Here is a 4,386-nt window from a genome sequence, read left to right as displayed (position 1 = left end):
CTTCACTATTTCATTGACCACCCAATCCCTTGCTACGCCAAACATTTCCGTAATCGAGGTGATGGTGATTAGCTCTTCTGAGTCCGATAAGGTTTCATTTGCACCATATACACTAGAGGTGACGGTCATATTGGATAATCGGTTCGCAGATTTAGGAGAGTCTTGTGCTGATGTTGTAGGTATGCTTGTGAACAATAGCGCACACGCAAGAATCATTGATAAATATCTCTTCAAGGAAATTTCCTCCTACTTCATTTTTTTGTTTGGATCTACATTCTTTTTAATTTCGGATTTGCAATATATACCTTACCTTTTCCATTCGTTCCTGTTTCACTTAGATGAAAATGTACCCGAACAAGTGTCGCATTAGGAGGAGGAATAAATTGTCCCTGCAATCTTGTCCAGTCCATAGATGTATTCACATGGACAGGGGTATCCGCTCCAACCAATCTATAATTTTGATCAAAATAATGAATGGCCACATAAAAGTCTGCGTTTCTCATTCGCCCGATTAACTCTACCGCTCACACTATATTTTTGGTTTGGATAGTGAGAATATGATTCTACTCTTCATCCATTCACCCCCCTATCTCATAGAGTTAATACACGTAGACTAAATTTGAGTTGATGGTTAGCGTTTTGTGCATTTCGCTTTCGATCTCAATAGGCTGTAATGCCCGATTCCAGACTTTCAACTCTGCTATATTTCCGTGAAATTGATAGTGGGTATCATTATTCCATCCAGAGAAGTAAGCACTGTCTGCAACATTTACAGTAGATTTTCGAATCAAATTGCCATTTGCGTCATATTCATAATTGATATTGTTCCCCGCAAAGCTCGTACCCGCTGACAACATTGTTACAAGAAGTATAAGTATTGATGATAGTACCTTTTTCATATGACTTCTTTCTCCTCGTAAGTTCATTGTTTTATGCTACTACTACATTTTTCAATCAATTACCTGAACATGCACCCATGCTACGGCCATCATATTCCCGTACTGATCAACCGTATAAACATGCGTAATGTAAGTACCTGATTCATTATTATGTTTATTGAAAGGAATTCGGATTTTCCATACACCCGGCTTTACTTTTTCTCCTTTAATCCATGGACTTTCAAGATCATCTTGTCCATTGTGATCCGTCCATGTTGGGAATCTTACGTCATTAATACTATTAGAGATTCCTTCTACAAAAATCTCATACGCACCGTCGCTTTTCTTCACTTCTTGAGGTGCCTTAACTTGGACGTTAATACCGCGAACCGTCACGATAACAGCATCTACAAATTTCCCATCCGCATAGATATGTGTAATATAGCTGCCAGCCTCCCAATTATGCTCACTATAAAGTACTGTTGCCTTCCAAACTCCATTCTCTACTTTACTTCCTTCAATCCACTTCAAGTCGTCTTGATCATTATGCGCTGTCCATGTCGGGAACTGAACCTTCTGAGTATTATGATCCAAGCCGTAAATAGTAATATCGTAGGACACACTTGATAGATCCGTCTCGATTGGATACTGAGTTCCACCCGTCACATTTACCTCTGCTGCGCCAAGCATCATGTTGCTTCCGTATTTGTCAAAGCTATAAATATGTGTGATATACTTTCCTGTCTCATAGTTATGCTTTTTAAATGGAATCGTTATTTTCCATGTGCCGTTCCCTTGATTGACTCCTCTAATCCAAGGTTGCTCCAGATCGTCTTGACCGTTTGCCTCTGTCCAAGTTGGAAACCTAACCTCATTCACATTGGCGCCTATGCCATCAATGTAAATATCGTATGACTCATCCTTCAATGACGCTTTTTCTGGACTGCGCACTTTCACGTTAAGGCCCACATTAACAATTGTCGATGCGACCATACGATCTCCATCATAAATATGAGTAATATAAGAGCCGATTTCCATACCGTGATTTTTGAAAAATACAGTCGCCTTCCACACTCCCTCTGACACTTTCGTTCCTTTGATCCATTCAATATCATCCTGGCCATTATGCTCTGTCCAAGTAGGGAAATAGATCTGTTCCGCATTACTACGTATCCCTCTTATGTATATCTCATAGGAGTGAGCTGACAAATTGACTGTCGGTTGTATCGACTGGTTCACTTTTTTCTTGTTCGTTTGGTTTCCGTTAGAATCATAGATGTAAGACATATAAGTTCCGTCGGAAAGAAAAGCAGCGATTAATTTTCCGTCAGTATCATATATGTAATCGTTTTTCTTCGCATCTGTTGGCAAGTTAATAAACACTTGCTGCGATTCCTTTTTCCCTTCTTGAGCACATGCTTTGTCCCCACTACTAAAGGTTGTCCCAATCATAAGAACAAACATTATAGTCATGCATATGAACAGCTTCTTTACACCCTTCACCATTACCATGTACTCCTGCCTTATATATGTTTAATATTTTCTATATTTACTATATCTGCTGACCCACACAACATTACAGACATTAATTTACATATATAAGGACAAATGGGTATTTATTTCGGAGTGTTTTGTAACATCGTTATTCTTTTTAATCACCTTATTGAAATGCCTCCGTGTATACTATGTTCATATCCTCATAAACGGAGGTACAAAACGAATGAAAAACTAATCTGCCTATTTCTTTTGCTGTTTGGATTGGCCCCTGCGATAAATACGTCCGCTTTTTCTGCAGTGATAACAGAATATGAATATAACGCGAATAACAACTTAGTAAAAACGACTTTTAACGATACACAAACGAAGTATGAATACGATAAGAATGGAAATATGATTGGCAGGAAAGTAATAAAAAATGCAGTTACAATTCCCAAAAATTTAGTTCGAAACCCCACATTTAATGAAACTATGGAGTCTGGAGATGCAAAGGATTGGAAAAAAGAAAGCTGGGGAGCAGCCAACAGCAGCTTTTCCATTCAAAAATTTGAGGGCATAAATCTGCAAAGAATAATCGGCGAGGGCATTGTAGAAAACGGTATGGTCGGCGTTAGTCAAATCATTGACGTCGCTGCAGACAGAGAATTCGTCACGAACGCTACATTAACAGTAGAGCAGTTGAATCATGCGAAAGTCCAATTGTACATAGACTTCATCGGTGCTGATGGGAGCTATGTTGGAGCCAACGTCACAGAGTGGGATCAACCTACAAATGGTGGATTCATCACTCTAACAAATCATGGCCGAGTTCCTGCTTCAGCAAAAATAGCAGTTGTATACGCCATTCTTCGTGCAACCAATGACCAAGGTTCAGGAATCTTCAATATAGATTCCATCCGATTTGCATACAGCTCTGATAACAATCTAGTATCTAATCCATCATTCCAATCTGAGCTTGGTTCAGAATTAGCAGATGATTGGAGAAAGACTGTATGGAGTACAGGTAAATCTCACTTCGAAACCGCTCGGTTCGAGAATAACCATGTCCAGAAGATTTCTGCATCTGAAATGGGGGCCAATGACCTGGTTGCCGTTACCCAAATGATAAAAGTGGAGAAAAATCGAGATTTTAAGATTAGCGGATTATTCCAAGTTGAGCAATTGAAAGGTAGTAAAGTTCAATTATATTTGGACTTTATGGATGCTAAAGGCCAATATATAGGCGCCAATATCACAGAGTATGAATATCCAACACATGGACAATTTATCGTTCTTGCGAATTCAGGTACTACCCCTGCAAATGCAGAGAAGGTGGTCGTTCATGCAATCATTCGAAGTTTGACAAATCAGTCATCCGGCAGCATGTATGTAGATTCCATTCACTTACAATATTCAAATGAACGAAATCTATTATCGAATTCTGAATTTAAGATTTATCCCGACCAAGATGAAATCGGAAACGCTTGGAATACGTGGACTTGGTTAGTGGAAAATAGCAATTATCAATTAAAAAAAGCCAACCAACAACATGTTCAAAGTATTGCGGGTTCCGGGATTCAAACAAACGGTGTACAAAGTATTTTTCAAAATGTAAAGGTTGATCCATTGAAAAATTTTGAAATTAGTGGGACGATTCATGTAAAGCACCTGGAGCGTGCAAAAGTGCAATTGTATATCGATTTTATGGATGCTAATAACCAATTTATCGGTGCAAACATTACAGAACAGTCTCAACCAACTACAGATTTTGTAACGTTGCGAAATAACGGGCAAACCCCTCAAGGGTCTGTTCGCGCTCTTGTATACGTAATTATAAGGGGAAACGATAATCAAGCTTCAGGCAATATAGATATAAAAAAACTAGTATTCAATTATAAATAGGCGTTAGTCCTTACAAAAATAAAAGAGAAGTCCAGTCTAAGTTGCTGGACTTCTCTCTCTTTACTCCATCCACTTCCTAATTAGATTTCCATTATTATCATATAGAAAATGAAATTGCTTGCCATCAGCC

4 protein-coding genes are annotated in these 4,386 nt (G+C 38.7%); 1 reads left to right on the top strand and 3 read right to left on the bottom strand.

Features of this window, described 5'->3' with window-relative positions; genetic code table 11:
• From AZ66_RS31690 to AZ66_RS27225, 3 genes are all read right to left on the bottom strand, one after another.
• On the bottom strand, nt 1–234 hold a 234-nt coding region (locus AZ66_RS31690), incomplete at its 3' end, for a hypothetical protein (RefSeq protein WP_156160107.1).
• A gap of 365 nt (nt 235–599) precedes the next feature.
• Nucleotides 600–899, bottom strand: a complete 300-nt coding sequence (locus tag AZ66_RS27230; protein WP_044357764.1) for a hypothetical protein — start codon at nt 897–899, stop codon at nt 600–602.
• 51 nt (nt 900–950) lie between these two features.
• Nucleotides 951–2,384 carry a GBS Bsp-like repeat-containing protein gene (locus AZ66_RS27225; protein ID WP_231587070.1) on the bottom strand — a complete coding sequence of 478 codons (1,434 nt, stop codon included), beginning with the start codon at nt 2,382–2,384 and terminating at the stop codon, nt 951–953.
• Nucleotides 2,385–2,624: 240 nt separating this feature from the next.
• On the opposite strand from AZ66_RS27225, the gene AZ66_RS27220 reads away from it, so the two are divergent.
• On the top strand, nt 2,625–4,256 hold the full coding sequence (locus tag AZ66_RS27220; protein WP_197081782.1) for an RHS repeat protein: 1,632 nt from the start codon (nt 2,625–2,627) through the stop codon (nt 4,254–4,256).
• Nucleotides 4,257–4,386: the final 130 nt, after the last annotated feature.

Source organism: Paenibacillus sp. E194 (assembly GCF_000935845.1).
In the GTDB taxonomy this organism is placed as follows: domain Bacteria; phylum Bacillota; class Bacilli; order Paenibacillales; family Paenibacillaceae; genus Paenibacillus_B; species Paenibacillus_B alvei_B.
Note: the sequence above shows the minus strand (reverse complement) of the source record. Positions and strands in the feature narration are given on the sequence as shown.